The following is a 14,755-nucleotide window of genomic DNA, read 5'->3' on the forward strand; positions in this document are numbered from 1 at the left end:
TTCCTTCCTTGGTTGGTTACATTCCGAGCCCGCGCTTGCGCCCGAAGCTCCAGTCGACACCACTATTGCCGCGCGAGACGCCGCAAACATGCTGGCCGATTTGCTTTTCGAGGGATGGCGTCCAGGGCACGAGCTGGAAGCCGAGTCCGTCGTCAATCATGGCAAAGCGGCCAGACGCGAGCGCAAAGCGCTGCCGATAAGTGCCGGCGACATACTCTCCGGCCTCGGCTTTGGTGAACGGCCGGCCGGTGTCTGTAACGAGTTTCTGGCCGAGAGCGTCCAACTCGCGTTGACGCAGCGTGTCAATGAGACCGCGCGAGAAGCTGACGCCGCGCGATTGCCGCTCGGCGAGACCCTGGCCAACGAGATGTTCGGCGCGCCTGTCCATCGCCTGGCGCACCTCCGCGCCGAAGCCACCGCCGCCGAGCGCCAACGGCTCGCGGGCGATCGCTTGCCTGTCGAGCCACGTCGCGCCGGACGCACTGACCTGCCGTTCGATGTCGAGATCGGAGCGGACCACGAGCGCGACGCGGCGGCGGCCCTGCGCATCATCGAACTTACGCAGTTCGACGATCGAGCCCGGCGCGCTGTCGCCAGCGGCATCAAGGTCGGGCAGCTTGATGTGATGGGTGCGCCCGTCGGTGCCATCGACCACGGCATAGGCCGTGCCCTTTAGCTCATCATCGAGACCACGATCGACCAACCGCCCAACGACGGACTCGTCGAGGCTTTCGCCGGCGAGCACATAGTTGGCCGTGCCTCGCTCGATGCCACGGTCGGTCAGGCCACGATGAATGCGCTTGATGATGTCGCCGCGTTCGCCCAGCTCGCGCAGCGTCGCCTCGGCATTGTCCGCCATCACCCACTGACCGGGACCGATCTGGTCGGCGAGGCCGAGCGTCTCCAGCTTCCGCAGCCGACCGACCTTCATCGCATGGAATTCGTCGGGTTGCTGAGCGGCGTGCGGGGCGAGATCGACGACGCCGGTGCGATAGCTGTCTCGAGCAAGCTGGCGATCGAGGTTGGTCCAACGCTCGGCCTCGATCTGGCGTTCCAGATTGCGGCGTATCTCGTGATCGGTGCGGGGCCCCAGTTCCTGGGTAACGAGATCCTGTGCGCGGGCGCGCATGCCTTCCTTGATGTAGTCGCGGGAGATGACGAGGTCCTGGCCGTCATCGGTGCGCCCGCGCAGAATGATATGGACGTGGGGGTTATCCGTATTCCAGTGATCGACGCCGACCCAGTCGAGGCGGGTGCCCAAGTCCTTCTCCATTCGTCCCATGAGCTCACGGGCGTATCTCTTGAGGCCGGACATCTCTACCGCATCCTCGGGCGAGACGATGAAGCGAAAATGATGCCGGTCGTCCTGGATCCGCTCGGCGAAGGCCTTTGGATCGGCGTCCTCGGTCTCCGGCCCGAACAGCCGCGCCTTCTCACCATCCTGGGTAACGCCCTCACGCCGGAGATAGCTGAGGTGGGCGGAGAACGGCGCGGCCCGAGCAGTGTGCCGGACGACGCGCGTCTTGATGACTGTGTTGCGCGATCGGCTGGTGAGCAGACGATTGGCCTGCACGGTTGCACGCTGGCCGCGCCCGAAACGCGAGCGGCTGCCCGAGCTGATCTTGCCGGAGCGCGAGACGCTGCCACCGGCCCGCTCCGCGGCCGCGAGCGCTTGGGCGATGAAGGGCCGCGCCTGTTGCGTTCGGGTGGAGCGGATACGGCCAGGCCGGAGGCGGAAATCGTCCTCACCGCTCATGTCCCCGGTCCCGCACATCGCGCAAGCTCCCGGAAATCCTTGCTAAAATGGCAAATAGACAGGCTGCGCCGATCAGGCGCACCTCGCGCAAATGCGCCATAAGCCACTGAAAACACACGACCGAACACAGGCGCACATCGCCTGCTTTTATCTCGCCCTCCCTCGGTCGTGTCTCCCGCTACCCCTCCCCACCCCGCAATCCCTACGATCCAGCCGCATGCAACAACAGAGACCACGACAATCATCGCAATGCCTCCTGTTCGACGTTGCGGGCCACGAACAGGCCATCGGACGGCGGTGTAAGCGCCGACAGATCGACAATCGCACGGTCGTGAGAAGGACGGTCGGAGGGGAGATTGGCGGTCCTGTTATCATCACTATTTCCGGCGGGAGAACGCGCGGCGAACAGCGGCGCAATCGACCATGAAGAGCGTGACGGCTGAACTCGCTTGCACATGACGGGCGCTGGATCCCCGTCGATCAGCGACAGGATCTTCGCAACGTAATCGACAGTCTCGGACGGAAGTGGTTCGTCTGAAACAAGGTGTTTTTCATAGCGACCTGGGCCGGCATTGTAGGCCGCGAGGAAACCCGGGAAGCCATAGAGATCATGCAGTTCTGCGAGATAGGCAGCGCCCGCGAGAATGTTGTCACGTGGCTGATAAGGATCGGCGCCAAGGCGATACCGGGTGCGTAATTCTGTCCATGTCGCCGGCATGATCTGCATCAGGCCCATCGCGCCTTTCGGCGAGACGGCAAGCGGGTCACGATCGCTTTCGGCCTGCATGACGGCGCTTATCCATCGTTCGGGAATGGCGAAACGGCTGGCAGCTTCATTGATATGCTTTGCCCATGGATCGGACAGCGAAGCGATCGTGACTGCGCGATCCGACAGAGCATCGGGTTTCAGGGGATCAGCCAACGCTATGCATGGCTGCGTGACGATCATGATGACCGCGACGAACATCGCCGTGATCGTCGGGACAGCAGCGTAAGCACCGCCGTCCAGAAACGCCATGAGCCTGCCATCGTGCTCGCTTCGGTCAAGGGCAAGGCTTCGCCGCCGACCACTATTTTCCGGACGGTCGACGCCTGATGACGTGTCCACTTCCCGGAAAACAGGCCACCGCCCCTGACCTGCGCTGCGCGCAACGGCTTGCTTGCAGGCGATCGGGTCGAGGGGATTGATCAGCGCTCGATCGATCAAGGGGATTACGCCTGAAGGTTCGCGGGAAGGACGGCAGCGCATGGCGGTCACCCCTGTTCATCGCGCCGCGTCTTGCGCGTCCAGTGAAGGGCCCAGACATCCTTCTCGGTGCCAGACTCGAACATCCGGGCGCGGATCGGCTCGACGAAGGACGGATCATCTATGGTCACGGACAGATACGCCCCTGCCCTCTCCCCAGTGCGATCCCACGCCGCGCCAACCTCAATTCCATCGCCGAATATGCGATGGTTCGGCGCATTTTCGGCGTCGGTCTCATCGGCTGGCAAAATGGTCACCTCGGCATCAAGGGTGAGCGTGCGAATGCGGCCGAAAAAGCCGTCACTGTTGCGGGTGAAGGTCCCGATCTGGGTCATGGATAAATCCTTTCGTTGGTGGGGGAGCAAGCCATTCACGGCTCGTCGGATACCGGCTCGTGGAAACTCTCTGCGGCCGGATGGGGATCGTCGGCCGTCCAGAGTGGGACCGCCCGGCCGACGACGGTTGTGAGGGGAAGCGGTCCGAAATAGCGGCTGTCGAAACTGTCGGGTGCATCCCAGTTCATGAAGAAGGCTTCGCTCTCGGCGATCTGCCGGCATCCCTGCCAGACGGGCAGCGATCGGCCCTGGCTGTCGCGCCCGCGAGCCTGTCCGTAACTCATGCCGTAAGCGGTGATGTCAGTGCCGGAGCGGCAAACTTCGGTGCCACCGAGCGCCAGCACGCGCTTGAGAAGCGGCAAGCCCTTCGGCAGATAGCGACGCTCGTCAAGGAAGTTTGCCAGCTCGTCGGGCGGCATGACCACAGCCAGATCGGTGACGTCGATGCGATCGACCGGAACGACTCGATAAAGCCCAACCGGCGCACTGGCGCTGGCGTTCCAGATCAGCATCTTTGGTATTTCGATAAATGCCGAAGCACCGGTGGTGAGTGCCGAAAAGTATGTCACCATCACCCATGCAAAGCGCGTCATGCTGTGCCTCCAGTGCGATCGTTGGCGGTGGTGTGGCCTGCGGTTGGGAGAAAGCTTCTACGCTTGAGCCAGGCACGATGCTGCTCGCGGGTGTAGGTCCGAAACGGCTCGTTGACGCTGAGGCGATTGTGGACATGCCGCCAGTGATTTGGCGCGACCTCGGCCGGATCGATGCCAAGTGCTTCGATCCCGTCGATGGTGTTGAGCACCGTCTCGACCTTCGGCCAACCATGGATGCGCAACAGGATGTCGCCGCCGGGACGCACGAAGGGAAGCGTCTGGAACGCTTCGCCTGCCGCCACCGCGCGCAGAATATCGATACGGGAAACGACCGTGCCGTAATCGTTCGCCGCCCAACGGACGAAGGCGAACACGCTACCGGGCGTAAAGCCGACGATGCGGCGGTGGCGATCGATGCGCTGTTCTTCAGCGATGCGACCGAAGCGGATCCAGTGCTCGATCCGCTTCTCGCGCCATGTCAGCTCAACCAGCGTTCGACTGGGCGAAATGCTGCCACTGTGCGTCCCCATCTTCATCGTCCCGCTCCCAAGGTGGAAGGCGAGAGGGGGACAATGAGGGTGCAGGCGTATGACGCTTCATGCGATCCACCGGCCGCCGATGCAGGGCGGTCCGTTAGAAAGATCCCGAAGGAATCCAGGTTAGGAACGTTAGGGGAGCGAATAACCGAGGGAATACGGAGGTTTAAGTCCGCTTTCGGTCCCGGATAGCACGGGAATCCGGTCCCCGGTAGCACGGACCTCGTGGTCCTCAATAGCACGGGTCTGTCCACAGCTTGCTCACAGTCTGATCGTCCGGCGACGCGGCGCGCGCAACGCAGCGATGCCAGACGGATCGGTTGAGGTGGGTTGAAAGGTCAGGCGGGTACGACCGTCCGGATCGGTGACGAGTCCCAGGCGATAGCCAGGCAGCGGCTGACGCTCGACGATGCCGCGCAGGTCATAGACAAAATGCTTGAGGGGCGAGAGGCTGCCGGACTTCAGATGCAGGTGCTTGAGATCGAAGCTCCAGCCCCCTGTCTGGCGACCGCCGTGCTTGCGCACCAGCCGGTAGAGCCAACGTTCAAAGCCGCCTCTGAGATCGAAATAGTCTCGGTCGATGGTGAGGATCAGCGCATCGTCGATGACCCCGGCGTAGAACCAGTCCGGCAGGATGAGCTCGATGCCGAGCGGGCGGCCCTGGGCATCAAGCCGCTCCTTCCATTCGGCGATCCAGGAGAAGCGATGCCGGCGCCGTTCGGATGGCTGGCGGATCGTGGTGGCGATCGTGGTGGATTGCAGCCGGTCGAGGGCTGCCTTCAGCCGTTCGTAGCTGCGGGCGGAATCGTCCCGGCGGATGAAGGTGAGGATTTCATAAGGGGTGGCCGCCATCAGCCGGGATGTGCGCAAGCCATTGTCGCGGGCTTCGACGATCTGCGACGCAGCCCAGATCAGGATGTCCGCGTCCCATATCGTCGCCATGCCGTGTTCGGCAGTCGCCTCCACGCGGATCGATACCTCGCCCATGCGAAAATCGATCGGTGTCACGCGGCGGGATTTGGCCAGTGAGAAGAACGGCCAGGACATGAGATCCTGCGCATCGCGGGCGGCGATATTGCCGCCACTTGGCTGAAAGAGCTCAAGCTGCTGTCCCTGATATGTCCTGTGCCCGGGCATCGCGGCCATCCGGGCGATCAACGCGTCATTCCAATGGCGCGAGCGGCCATCGACATTTGCGGCATGCGCGGGCTCGAAACGGCCTCCGACGTGGACCGCCGTGCGGATGCATCAATCCAGGCGTTGAGGTCGGTGACGGTATACACAACGCGGCCGCCGAGTTTGTGATAGATCGGCCCGGTTCCGTCGCAGCGATGCTTTTCGAGCGTGCGGGGCGAAAGGTCGAGAAGGCGGGCCGCTTCGGGGGTGCGCACGAAGCGCGGCCAGGTGCTGTCGGTTTTTTCCTGCATCGTCTGCCTCCATCGCGGCTGCCGTCAAAGCGGCGGGTCGGCTGCGACAGTGGCGAAAAAAATGCGGTCCGGCGGAGTGACAGAATTCGCTAGCAAGCAACCTGTCCCCCCGCGAACGAACGCCGGCCACACCGCCATTCATGCGGAGCTGGCGCGCTTATGAGCGGCGTTGCGGAAAAGCTGTCCCTTGGTCGGACTACCCCGCAAGATGCGACGGTAGTCACCGCCGACATAATCCCTGCCCTCAGCGATAAGACGAGCAAGGTGCCGTCGCGCAGAGGTATTTTGCCAGTCCACGGCCGAGATGGTCCGAAAGTCACGACTGAAGACGACACTGGCAATCTCACGCCTCGTTGCGCCGTCACGAAGCCCGTCCAGGATCCGCAGCATGAGAATGAAGCGATGGCGATGAAATGCTGAAATCTGTTGCTGGCGCATGGCAGGCCCCGCCTCTTTGCGCGTCAGCCATCCGTGCATTCGTCGCAGGCTGTGCAGACGAATATCGAGATCCGCGTCCATCGCCAGCATGACAGCCAGTCTGGAGGGTGGCGCGCTCCCGGCAAACCAGATCCGCAAACTGGCACTCACCTCAGTGGCTGGAACGTAGACCGCACTATCGCGATCCACTCCACTCACCGATGCCGGCAGATCTGTTGGATCAAATTCCAGGCATCCTGAAAATCCGGCTGGAGCGTCAGCAACGACGATGGCCTCCGGATCAAGATCGGGGCGCCAAAGAGGGTGCGCCAGCCATGCAGGGACATCAGGGTCCAGCGCGAAAGGCAATCCCCCATCGGGTCGTCAGGACCTGCCGGGCTTTGCGTGTCGAAACCGTGCCGCCTTCATTGGCAAAGGCAGCAAAGTCAGATCGATAATCGCTGTTTCGTCGGAGAAATTCGAAGGCAAACCCACTGCGATCAAGGGGCGGGAATTGAATGGCGAACTGCGGCGAGGACCAAACCGTCTCGGAAACCATGGGACACTCCTACGCGAAACAACAGGAAGCACAGGACCGCTGACGACACGGCCAGCAGCGGATCGGGACAAAACGGACCGATGAACAGACGAACTGGAGGGGAAGGTTAACTATGGCGTGACGTCAGATCTTGATCTGATTCCGCCGCACTGCTTCAACAATAGTATGAACGACATTCGACGTGTCGAGTTTGTCTTTCGAATTTCGAAGATGGGTGTTCACCGTGTTTTTCGAAATGCTCAGGATGACGGACACTTCCCAGGCCGTCTTGCCTTGCGAAGTCCAGGTGAGAACCTCGACTTCCCGGGGCGTCAGTTTTCTGAACTGTGAAATCGATAGACCCATCATTCGTCGTCTCACGAGCAAAAGGCATGAAAAGGCATTCATGAGCCTCGCCTGAGTGGTGAGGCCGATGTTCAATTCAGTTCTATAGCCGCAACAAAATGCGGAAATCTGCGATGTAAGCCGCCAAGGATCATCCGTAACGTTCTAAAGAACAACAATCCTTGAGCCGATTATCATCATCGAAAAGCGGCGACACAAGTCCCGGAGCTTGCGAATGATGACTATAGTATGTGGTCTATGAGGCCGCGATTTGATTATTTTTCCCCATGAAACTCACGGCGATTTTTGCAAGAAATCTTCGACTCTGTCGGCAGCAATGCGGGCTCTCGCAAGAACGCCTGGCTGTGTTCGCCGGGCTTGACCGAAGCTACATCGGCAAGCTGGAACGCGAGCTGAGTTCTCCGACGCTGGACGCGGTCGAGGCCCTGTCATCTGCCATGCAGATCGACTTCGAGGTTCTGATCCGGCGACAGCCTCCCGATGCCCCAAAAAGGCACTGAGGTCTGAAGAGCGTTGCGAAAGTCTCGCATAATAAATTGATTTAGTGAGAGAAAATCTAAGATCCGATCGTCGTCATTTACGAAACCAGATCCTTTACCTCGACGCCCAAGGCCGCTGCCAGGCGACTGAGCGACACAATCGTCGGGTTGCGCCGGCCTGCTTCGAGACCGCTGAGATAAGCCCGCGTGAGCCCAGAGCGATGCGACAGCTCTTCCTGTGAAAGAGCCCGCTCACGCCGGATGCGCAGAACATTGAGACCGACAATCGCCCGTATATCCATCGGGTGATTTTTCGGTTCGCGCACACTCTATGACGACACACTATAGTGAACATTCATCTTGACAGGACACGGTGCGGGTGCATTTAATGTGCACTATATGGAACACTGTTTCGATATTAGGAACACTAGATGTCTAACAGCCTTTCCCTCGAAAAGGGCCTTCACATCCTCGGCCTCCTGAAAAGTTCGAACGAAGCGCTCGGCGTCAGAGAGGTCGCGCGCCGGCTGGATCTGAGCCCGGCCGTTGCACAGCGGATGCTCAACACGCTGGCCTCGCAAGGCTATGTCGAGCAGGACGCAGATACCCGCCGCTATCAGATTGGTTACGCGGTTCTCGGACTGGCGCAGCATGTGTTTCAGCGCGGGCGGCTGCTGTCGCTCACAGAGGCTGAGCTGCAGACCATGGCATCGGAAAGTGGCTTCAACGGATTCCTGGGCGTGCGGCGAGGTGCCACCGGCGTCTATGTGCTGGCGGTGCAGTCCGACAGTCCGGTGGTCATTCGCGCCCAACCGGGGGAAGTGATGCCGCTGCATTCGACGGCGCTGGGAAAGGCGCTGTTGTTCAACCTGTCGGATGAGGCAGTCGCTAACCTCCTCGGGGAAGGTCCTTTCGAGTCCCGTACGTCAAGGACCCTGACGAACCTACAAGGCCTGATTGAACAGCTGCATCTCGCCAATTCGCTCGGCTATGCCACCGCAATCTCGGAAAATATCGAGGGTGTGATCTCCGTTGGGGCGCCGATTTACGATGCCGGCGGCGGCACCATCGCCGCGATGAGTGTCGCCTTCCCCCGCGCGCTCCAACCGAAGACCAAGATCACAGACATTGCGCAAAAAGTGCTGGGCGCTGCAGCCCGCATTTCCAAAGCCATGGGGTTCGACGAAACCACTTCGAGCAAAGGGAGGCCAGAAACCGATGTTGCTTAATCACGAGCGGCTGCGGTCTGCGATGTCCGCGCATCAACTCGACGTCATTGTCGCCACGGCACCTGAGAACGTGCTTTACACCAGCGGGTTCTGGTCGCTGCCACAATGGATACGGCGTGGCCCACAGGCCTTTGTCGTCTGGACATCAGGTGAAGGCGATGGGCAGCCTGTCGTCATCGCCGGCACATCGACACTGGACCTGGTGGCGGATCAACAGGTGGCAGCGCGAATACGCCGGTTTGGTACCTTCCCCATCGATCACGCGCCGTCGATTGATCTCGACCCGGTTAGCGCCCGTCAGGCGGCGCTTCATGCCCTTGGCGACGACGGTGATGCGATCAAGGCCCTTGTCCTGGAAATCCGGCAGGCCGGACTTGTGAAAGCCCGGATCGGTATCGACGAAATGGGGCTTCTCCCCGGCGACACCGAACGACTGCGCAGCGAACTGCCCGGTGTGACATGGGTCATGGCGACATCGATCTTTCGCAACATCCGTGCCGTCAAGACGCCGCTGGAGATCGACCGGCTTAGAACGGTCGCGGCCATCACGGAGCGGTCTGTCGCGGCGGCACTCGCTATAGCGACGGAGGGCGTGACCGAAATCGAGCTTGCCAGGGCATTTCACGGCCAAACGGTACGCGAGGATGCTGTCCCCGTTCTCGGGTGTATCGGCTTTGGCGAACGCAGCGCCCTGATGAACGTCCAGCCTTCCGAGCGACGGCTGCGCCAGGGCGACATCATTCGCTTCGACGTGGGCGGTCACTATGGCAATTACCGCGCCGATATTGCCCGCATCGCCAGCCTGGGTTCACCCTCCAAGGAGATCCAGATGAAATATGATGCCCTGAACAAGGGCGTTCAACGCGGCATCGAGTTGATCCGGCCGGGCCTCGCTGCCCGCGACGTCTTCCAGGCTGTTGTCGAGACCGTCCGGAGCGAAGGGATCGCTCAGTATCAGCGAAGCCATGTCGGACACGGCATTGGCCTTGACGGCTACGACGCGCCGCTGCTTTCGGCGACAAGCAGTGACGTGCTGGAGGAAGGCATGGTCGTCTGCATCGAGACGCCCTATTACGAGCTTGGTCGGATCGGCCTGCAGGTCGAGGACATGATCGTCGTCCGGGCCGATGGCGCGGAAATGCTGTCGAACAACGGCAACAGCATGACGGTGCTGGGCTAATGGCCCGCGCCGCGGCCTATGCCTGTTACCGATGTGGGCAGGAATTCCCGCTTGATCTGGTGATCGACTCCAGGGGATGCCCTACCTGCTTTGCCGAGGCGCCGTCGAACCTCCACATGGTCTATCGACATGCGGGTGGCGGTCCGCCGGTCAGTTCGAACAGGTCCCTGCCCTCGCTTTGGCGCTATGCTGACAGGCTGCCATTTGACAGGCGGGACGCGATTTCGCTTGGCGAAGGGCTCACGCCGCTGCTGCCGGGGACAAAGCTCGGCGCGGCAATCGGTGTCCCCGGTCTTCTCGTGAAGAACGAGGGTTGCAATCCAACCTGGTCGCACAAGGATCGCTTTTCGACCGTCGCGATCACGGCAGCTGTCCAATCGGGAGCAAAACTGATGGCCACCAGCTCGACGGGCAATGCGGGGGCATCGCTTGCCGCCTATGCCGCGCGAGCCGGACTGTCTTGTATCGTCGCAACGCTTGCCGGATCGGCTGGCCCGATGCTGACGCAGATCCGGAAATATGGAGCACAGGTCGTGCCCTTCAAGGACAAGTCGGACCGCTGGGCTTTTCTCGCGGAAGGCGTCGAGCGGTTCGGATGGTTTGCGACTTCACCCTATCGCCACCCTGTCGTCGGCAGCCACCCGATCGGCATCGAGGGTTACAAGACGATTGCGTTCGAAATCGTCGAACAGATGGGCGGCAAGCCCCCTGACTGGTGTGCCTTGCCGGTGTGTTACGGCGACGCCTTGGCTGGCACCTGGCTTGGTTTTCACGAAATGCTTCAGCGTGGTGCGATCGACCGGATGCCAAAACTGCTGGCGGCCGAAGTGCACGGGTCGCTGGAGCGGGCCATCGCGCAGCAGACGGATCGTATCCCGGATATGCCAGCAGCCTTCGACGCGCTGGCCGTTTCGATCGGCGCGACCCGCAGCACCTTCCAGGCGCTGAAGGCGCTGCGCCAAACCAAAGGCGCTGCCCTGGCCATCTCCAATGCGGGGCTGGTGGCCCTGCAAGAGAAAGTCGCAGCCACCGAAGGCCTGTTTCTCGAACTGTCCTCAACGATCCCGATTGCAGCGATCAGAGAGGCCAGACAGCGAGACGTCATCACCCGGGATGAAACGGTCGTGGCGGTGGTGACGGCATCCGGCCTGAAAGACATTGACAGATCCGCATCGCCGGACACGGCAACGCCCTTTGGTGATGTCGAAAGCGCCCTCGCGGTCTTCGCGAATGGAGGACTGCACTGACATCGGCCAACGATGGGCCGGCCACGCATATGTTTCAAGAATAAGGGGAACACCTATGCCTATGGAAAGAAGAAAATTTATAGCAGCCACCGCATTTCTGACGACAATTGCGCCGCGAATGTCCTGGTCGCAGCAAAACGGCTATCCACCGGAAAATCCAACTCTGATCGTCGGCTTTGCTGCCGGAGGCGCCGGCGATATCGCCACCCGCGTCGTTGCCAATTATCTCAAAGAGGCACGCGGCGTCGTGGCCACGCCAGACTTTCGTCCAGGTGCTGGCGGCACGATCGCGACGGATCAGGTGCGCCGCGCACCCGCTGATGGATCGGTCCTGTCACTCTATTCGGTCAGCCCCTTGCTTGTTGCGCCGCACCTTCAGAAGGTCCCTTACAATTCCACCCGCGATTTCACCTTTATCGCAAGCTATGCCGGGATCTCGGTGCCCTGCTTCGTGCGCAGCGACAGCCCCTTCCAAACCTGGGACGAGCTGCTCGACTATGCCCGCAAGGAACCGTCAAAGCTGCGATGGGCAACCGCTGCACCCCGGGGCCTAGCCCATATCGCAACCGATGCGGCATTCCGCACGGAGAAAGCAGTGGCGACCTTTGTGCCGTTTCGCGGAGGTGCCGATGCAGTGACGGCCCTGTTGGGCGGCCATATCGATATGGTCGTATCCTCCGACTTCGGACCGCATCTGGCCGCAGGCTCCGTGCGCCTGCTGGCGGAGACCAGCCCCAATCCGAATGCGGGACATGCCGGCATAGTCAGCTTTGCCGAGCGGGGTTATCCGATTGCCATTCCGGCCTCCTATGGCCTGTTTGGACCAGCGGGTTTGCCCAAGGACGTCATTGCCTGGTGGGAAGACGCGATCGGCGAGATGATCGCCACTCCGATGTATGCCGACTTCATCCGGGTCATCAACGGCTATCCGCTGTTCCTGAAGAGTGCTGAATTTACACAGATGGCCGGGCAAGCCTATACCCGGATCGGGCAACAGATCGACGAGATGGGGATCCGTCTATGAGCATCGCCCGCCTTGTCCCATACACACTGACGGTCCTTGGCCTTGGCGCGGCGGTGAACGCCGCCAATCTCCAGCTTTGGGCTTATGGAGAACCCGGCGCGGGCATGTTCCCCTTCCTGGCATCAATTCTCCTGATTTGCACAAGCCTCGGATGCAGCTTGGAGAAGACGGCGGCAACGGAGCCCGTCGAGCTTTCCCGTCTTTTGACCTATTGCACAGCGCTGGGGCTCTTCTGCCTGATGCTGCAGTTGATCGGATTTGCGCTTTCTGCATTTCTCTTTCTTGTCGCCGTCTTCAGGTTCATCGAACGAATGGGCTGGACCTGGTCGCTGCTTCTGGCCTTCGGCTTCGCCTTTTCGACCTGGGGCCTGTTCGAAGGGCTCCTGTCCGTCCCGCTGCCGCGCGGCGAATGGAGGCTGTGATGCTCGATTCCTTTTCGCAACTGGTCATGGGTCTCGGTATCGCGCTCGAGCCTACCCATCTCGCCATCGCGCTCCTCGGCGCAATCCTGGGAACAGCCGTTGGCGTTCTCCCAGGCCTTGGGCCCTCTGCCACGGTCAGCCTCCTGCTGCCGGTCACGATGATGCTCGACCAGACCGGCGCCATCATCCTGCTCGCCGGCATTTATTACGGCTCGCTCTATGGTGGGTCCATCACCTCTGTCCTGATGCGCGTGCCGGGCGAAGCCGCCAGCCTTGTGAGTTGCTTCGATGGGTATCCGATGGCGCAACAGGGCCGCGCGGGCGCCGCCCTTGGCATCAGCGCCTTTGGCAGTTTCATCGCCGGCATCAGTGCGACCCTTGCCATCACGATCGTTGGTCCGGCCTTCACCTCGGTTGCTCTCGCCTTCGGCCCCATCGAAAAGACATCCATCGTGGCGCTCGGCTTAGTGCTGGCCGCCAGCATCGGCGAAGGACCGCGCATCAGGGCCTGGACGATGGTCTCGCTCGGTCTTCTTCTGTCGACGGTGGGCGTCGACCTGATCTCCGGCGAGGAGCGCTTCGCCTTCGGGGTCAGCTATCTGCGCGACGGATTCAATATCGCCGTCCTTGCCATGGGTCTGTTCGGCGTCAGCGAAATGCTGATGCTGATCGAGCGGAAAGCATCGCCCGACACAGCCCCGATGCCGTCCTACCGTTTGCGGGACCTGCTTCCGACAGCGAACGACTGGAAGGTCTCAACCGGGCCGATCGCACGCGGGACGGTGCTCGGCTTCTTTCTCGGGCTGATGCCCGGCGGTGGCGCACTCGTTGCCGGTTTCGCCAGCTACATGCTGGAGAAAAAGATCTCCCGGTCGCCGGAACGTTTCGGCAAGGGCGCGATCGAAGGCGTCGCGGGACCGGAAAGCGCCAACAACGCCGCCGCCCAGGCAAGCTTCATTCCCATGCTTTGCCTTGGCATTCCGGCCAATGCGGTTATCGGCATCATCATGGGCGCGCTGCTGATGCAGAATGTCGTGCCGGGTCCGCAAATCATGACGGAACATCCCGAGCTTTTCTGGGGCATCGTGGCCAGCATGCTGGTCGGCAACGCCATGCTGATTATCCTCAACGTGCCGCTGATCCGGGTCTTCGTGCTGCTTTTGAGGATACCGCAGGCGATGATGGCGCCGCTCATCGTGCTCTTCTGCGTCATCGGCGCATTCAGCATGAACAACAGTCTGTTCGATGTCGGGGTGGTGATCGGGTGTGGCTTTATCGCCTATGGGCTGCGCAAGGCCGGGTTCGATCTGGCTCCGCTGCTGCTCGCCTTTCTGCTCGGATCGCTATTCGAAGAAAACCTCCGCCAGGGGCTGATCCTTGGCCTCGGCAATCCGCTGGTTTTCCTCGACAGTCCGATCAGCCTGACGGTGATCCTCTTCACGATCGCGGTCTTGATGGCCCCGCTGGCAAAGGGACTGAAAACCCGGATGGCGCGCAAGTCATGCTGACACAGAATGGCGCGATGTCAGGTCATCGCGCCATTGTCCGAGACACGGCTTTCATTCTCAGCCCAGCGACCCGCACGCCTGGCCTGATCTCAGAGCGTCGAATCCGAAGTCCTGCGCGTGCCAGCCGCTCGCTGCTGCAGCCCCCATGACATCTTGTCAAACCGAACCAACAATCCTATTGTAGGCTGTATCACTACTTTCTGGGGTTCATCATGGACGAAGCCGTTTCGGCCGCAGATGCCAATCGTCGTTTCTCCCTTATCCTGCGTGGTGTGCGGGAGGGAAACAGCTATGTGGTCACCAGCCACGGCAAGCCTGTCGCCCGTATCCTGCCGGCTGATGCACAGGAGGAAACGACATCCGGCGCGCGCTCCGCCCTGCTTTCTCGCCTTGCCAAACAACCGGTTGTCGATGCCGGACGCTGGTCGCGCGATGAGCTTTACGAGGACTGA

The 14,755-nt window shown here is 61.3% G+C and carries 19 protein-coding genes; 8 read left to right on the forward strand and 11 right to left on the reverse strand.

Going from position 1 to position 14,755, the window contains the following annotated elements; genetic code table 11:
- Nucleotides 1–16: 16 nt before the first annotated feature.
- The 10 genes from OU993_RS26555 to OU993_RS26600 form a co-directional block, all read right to left on the reverse strand.
- On the reverse strand, nt 17–1,756 hold the full coding sequence (locus tag OU993_RS26555; protein ID WP_268162030.1) for a relaxase/mobilization nuclease domain-containing protein: 1,740 nt from the start codon (nt 1,754–1,756) through the stop codon (nt 17–19).
- Between the two features lie 241 nt (nt 1,757–1,997).
- Entirely contained in the window at nt 1,998–2,963 is a 966-nt protein-coding gene (locus tag OU993_RS26560; protein ID WP_268162032.1) for a lytic transglycosylase domain-containing protein, read from the reverse strand.
- Between the two features lie 47 nt (nt 2,964–3,010).
- Entirely contained in the window at nt 3,011–3,337 is a 327-nt protein-coding gene (locus OU993_RS26565) for a DUF736 domain-containing protein (RefSeq protein WP_268162034.1), read from the reverse strand.
- 35 nt (nt 3,338–3,372) lie between these two features.
- Nucleotides 3,373–3,930 (reverse strand): S26 family signal peptidase, encoded by a 558-nt coding sequence (locus OU993_RS26570; RefSeq protein WP_268162036.1) that lies wholly within the window; start codon nt 3,928–3,930, stop codon nt 3,373–3,375.
- Nucleotides 3,927–4,466 carry a DUF2840 domain-containing protein gene (locus tag OU993_RS26575; protein WP_268162038.1) on the reverse strand — a complete coding sequence of 180 codons (540 nt, stop codon included), beginning with the start codon at nt 4,464–4,466 and terminating at the stop codon, nt 3,927–3,929. Before OU993_RS26575 ends, OU993_RS26570 begins: the two co-directional genes overlap by 4 nt.
- Nucleotides 4,467–4,727: 261 nt before the next feature.
- Nucleotides 4,728–5,603: a replication initiator protein A gene (locus OU993_RS26580; RefSeq protein ID WP_268162040.1), complete on the reverse strand. Its 876-nt coding sequence runs from the start codon at nt 5,601–5,603 to the stop codon at nt 4,728–4,730.
- Between the two features lie 17 nt (nt 5,604–5,620).
- Nucleotides 5,621–5,893 carry a helix-turn-helix transcriptional regulator gene (locus OU993_RS26585; RefSeq protein ID WP_268162042.1) on the reverse strand — a complete coding sequence of 91 codons (273 nt, stop codon included), beginning with the start codon at nt 5,891–5,893 and terminating at the stop codon, nt 5,621–5,623.
- Nucleotides 5,894–6,031: 138 nt separating this feature from the next.
- Nucleotides 6,032–6,679: a DUF2285 domain-containing protein gene (locus OU993_RS26590; RefSeq protein WP_268162044.1), complete on the reverse strand. Its 648-nt coding sequence runs from the start codon at nt 6,677–6,679 to the stop codon at nt 6,032–6,034.
- The gene (locus OU993_RS26595; protein WP_268162046.1) at nt 6,657–6,869 is read right to left on the reverse strand and encodes a transcriptional regulator domain-containing protein; all 213 of its coding nucleotides are present in this window, start codon (nt 6,867–6,869) and stop codon (nt 6,657–6,659) included. Before OU993_RS26595 ends, OU993_RS26590 begins: the two co-directional genes overlap by 23 nt.
- Nucleotides 6,870–6,992: 123 nt before the next feature.
- Nucleotides 6,993–7,217: a helix-turn-helix transcriptional regulator gene (locus tag OU993_RS26600; RefSeq protein WP_024896541.1), complete on the reverse strand. Its 225-nt coding sequence runs from the start codon at nt 7,215–7,217 to the stop codon at nt 6,993–6,995.
- A gap of 263 nt (nt 7,218–7,480) precedes the next feature.
- On the opposite strand from OU993_RS26600, the gene OU993_RS26605 reads away from it, so the two are divergent.
- Nucleotides 7,481–7,714 (forward strand): helix-turn-helix domain-containing protein, encoded by a 234-nt coding sequence (locus OU993_RS26605; protein WP_268162051.1) that lies wholly within the window; start codon nt 7,481–7,483, stop codon nt 7,712–7,714.
- A 77-nt stretch (nt 7,715–7,791) separates the two neighbouring features.
- Here the strand turns inward: OU993_RS26605 and OU993_RS26610 are convergent, their stop codons facing one another.
- Nucleotides 7,792–7,995 (reverse strand): helix-turn-helix domain-containing protein, encoded by a 204-nt coding sequence (locus tag OU993_RS26610; protein ID WP_268162053.1) that lies wholly within the window; start codon nt 7,993–7,995, stop codon nt 7,792–7,794.
- A gap of 129 nt (nt 7,996–8,124) precedes the next feature.
- Between OU993_RS26610 and OU993_RS26615 the strand changes: the two genes are divergently transcribed.
- The 7 genes from OU993_RS26615 (at nt 8,125) to OU993_RS26645 (ending at nt 14,755) form a co-directional block, all read left to right on the forward strand.
- The gene (locus tag OU993_RS26615) at nt 8,125–8,922 is read left to right on the forward strand and encodes an IclR family transcriptional regulator (protein ID WP_268162055.1); all 798 of its coding nucleotides are present in this window, start codon (nt 8,125–8,127) and stop codon (nt 8,920–8,922) included.
- Nucleotides 8,912–10,102 carry a M24 family metallopeptidase gene (locus OU993_RS26620; RefSeq protein WP_268162057.1) on the forward strand — a complete coding sequence of 397 codons (1,191 nt, stop codon included), beginning with the start codon at nt 8,912–8,914 and terminating at the stop codon, nt 10,100–10,102. The genes OU993_RS26615 and OU993_RS26620 overlap by 11 nt, the downstream gene beginning before the upstream one ends.
- Complete coding sequence (locus OU993_RS26625; RefSeq protein ID WP_268162059.1) at nt 10,102–11,349, forward strand: pyridoxal-phosphate dependent enzyme; 1,248 nt, start codon at nt 10,102–10,104, stop codon at nt 11,347–11,349. Before OU993_RS26620 ends, OU993_RS26625 begins: the two co-directional genes overlap by 1 nt.
- Nucleotides 11,350–11,410: 61 nt before the next feature.
- Nucleotides 11,411–12,373 carry a Bug family tripartite tricarboxylate transporter substrate binding protein gene (locus tag OU993_RS26630; protein ID WP_268162549.1) on the forward strand — a complete coding sequence of 321 codons (963 nt, stop codon included), beginning with the start codon at nt 11,411–11,413 and terminating at the stop codon, nt 12,371–12,373.
- Nucleotides 12,370–12,795 (forward strand): tripartite tricarboxylate transporter TctB family protein, encoded by a 426-nt coding sequence (locus tag OU993_RS26635; protein ID WP_268162061.1) that lies wholly within the window; start codon nt 12,370–12,372, stop codon nt 12,793–12,795. The genes OU993_RS26630 and OU993_RS26635 overlap by 4 nt, the downstream gene beginning before the upstream one ends.
- A complete protein-coding gene (locus OU993_RS26640) occupies nt 12,795–14,303 on the forward strand; it encodes a tripartite tricarboxylate transporter permease (protein WP_268162063.1) in 1,509 nt (502 codons plus the stop codon). The genes OU993_RS26635 and OU993_RS26640 overlap by 1 nt, the downstream gene beginning before the upstream one ends.
- Before the next feature lie 212 nt (nt 14,304–14,515).
- Nucleotides 14,516–14,755 (forward strand): type II toxin-antitoxin system prevent-host-death family antitoxin, encoded by a 240-nt coding sequence (locus OU993_RS26645; protein WP_024896532.1) that lies wholly within the window; start codon nt 14,516–14,518, stop codon nt 14,753–14,755.

Source organism: Rhizobium sp. SL86 (assembly GCF_026672545.1).
Taxonomy (GTDB): Bacteria; Pseudomonadota; Alphaproteobacteria; order Rhizobiales; family Rhizobiaceae; genus Neorhizobium.